3 protein-coding genes are annotated in these 1816 nt (G+C 43.8%); 1 reads left to right on the top strand and 2 read right to left on the bottom strand.

The window, feature by feature from the left end; translation table 11 throughout:
• A partial coding sequence (locus AC1DUA_RS36000; RefSeq protein WP_477504297.1) for a DNA-3-methyladenine glycosylase I occupies positions 1–257 on the top strand: 257 nt, incomplete at its 5' end.
• A gap of 61 nt (positions 258–318) precedes the next feature.
• On the opposite strand, the gene AC1DUA_RS35995 is transcribed toward AC1DUA_RS36000, so the two are convergent.
• Positions 319–621: a hypothetical protein gene (locus AC1DUA_RS35995; protein ID WP_477504296.1), complete on the bottom strand. Its 303-nt coding sequence runs from the start codon at positions 619–621 to the stop codon at positions 319–321.
• Positions 622–742: 121 nt separating this feature from the next.
• Positions 743–1732 (bottom strand): YpdA family putative bacillithiol disulfide reductase, encoded by a 990-nt coding sequence (locus tag AC1DUA_RS35990; protein WP_477504295.1) that lies wholly within the window; start codon positions 1730–1732, stop codon positions 743–745.
• Positions 1733–1816 lie beyond the last annotated feature (84 nt).

Raw genomic sequence — 1816 nt, 5'->3', positions numbered from 1 at the left:
TCCTGAAAGTGCAGCAGGAATTCGGGTCTTTCGATCAATATATTTGGGGATTTGTTGGCGGTCAACCGATCAAGAATGATTGGGTGGATATGAGTCATGTGCCGGCCACATCAGAGATTTCGGATGCTATGAGCAAGGATTTGAAGAAACGTGGTTTCAAGTTCGTAGGTTCGACGATTTGCTATGCATATATGCAAGCCGTTGGCATGGTGAACGATCATAACCAAAAGTGCTTCCGCTATCACGGTGTGAACTAAAAGGAGAAGGCCATCGGTTAAGGACGAATGTCCCTAGCAGATGGCCTTCTGTGTGCTTCACTCAGGCATATTGGAGTTGTTTCTCCATTAAATTATGTTTGATTAAATAGATCCGCTTGCGCACATAAAAATCATAAACGGCACCCGTTAATTCTCTAGGCTTGATTCGGTTACTCGTGTCGTTGTCTATGATAATCACGGAGCCGTCGTCATAAAACTTGAACGTGTAATCGGCATAGTGAGAATGTGCTTCATCCAGCATGGCGTCAATCTGTCCAGGGAGAAGATGGTCAGTGTCACACAATGCCTTATGGTACCAATAATCTCTCTCAATAAACCGGAAATTGTGACTGGCGTTCATCATGTAACTACCTCCTCATCTAAATGGAACATTTGTTCTTGTTTTTATTATATCAAACAAATGTTCGTATTGGAAGAGGAATCTCTGAAAAACAGGAAATATTTTCATAGAAAAAAACCTTCAATCAACTTGATTGAAGGGTATTCGTGGATATGATATGTTTGGTAATCGCTAAACCATGCATACGGCCTGTTTCAATGAAAATTTCGTTCGCATCATATTTGGATGAAGCCACAACACCCGCCACATACAAGCCCGGGATACTCGTTTCCATCGTTTCCGGATTAACGATTGGAGCATTCGTTTCTTCGTGAAAACCGACGCCGAGCGAAGTCAGCAGCTCCCGATCAGGCCGGAAGCCTGTAAGGGCAAGCACGAAGTCATTATCCAACGTGACTTGTTCGGTTTCTTTTCGAACCGTAATTGAATGTTCCTCAATATGTTCAACCTGGGAACTAAACCACATCTGGATACGGCCTTTGCTCACCATACTTTCAAAAAGAGGGCGAACCCATGGTTTAATATTGGCTGAGAAATCTTTTCCCCGATAAATAACCGTGACCTCAGCGCCTACCCGGAGTAAATCCATAGCGGCATCAACAGCGGAGTTGTTCCCGCCGATTATGGCTACTTTGGCACCCGAATAAGGATGAGCTTCTTTGTAATAATGCGTTGTTTTCGGCAGATCCTCTCCAGGAATTCCGATCATATTAGGATGATCAAAATAGCCAGTAGCTACGACAACTTTCTTAGCTGTATAGACCTTCTTTTTACCAAATTGATCTGCTGTATGGACGCTAAATCCTGTCTCTATTGGTTCAATAGTAACAACTTCTTCATAGGAATTAATGCGAAGTTGCTCTCTTCTTGCGACCTCTCTATAGTAGACCAATGCTTCTTGGCGATATGGCTTTTCATGAGGGGTAGAGAAAGGGTAGCCGCCAATTTCGAGCAGCTCCGGTGTGCTGAAAAACTGTAAATACGTAGGATACATATAGATTGCGTTCACGATGCAGCTTTTTTCGATCAATAAAGGGGAAAGCCCTTCACGCTGCAAAGCAACTGCGGCGGATAATCCGCAAGGCCCTGCCCCAATGACGATAACTTGTTCCAAAGTATGACAACCTCCTCTTAGCATTTCCCTCATCCTATAGTATCGCAAGCCGAAGGGGATGCCAAGTTCGGGTAAGCATAATAG

The sequence above is a fragment of the Paenibacillus sp. 01T422 genome, from assembly GCF_056398785.1.
This window is presented reverse-complemented; position numbering and strand designations above follow the sequence as displayed.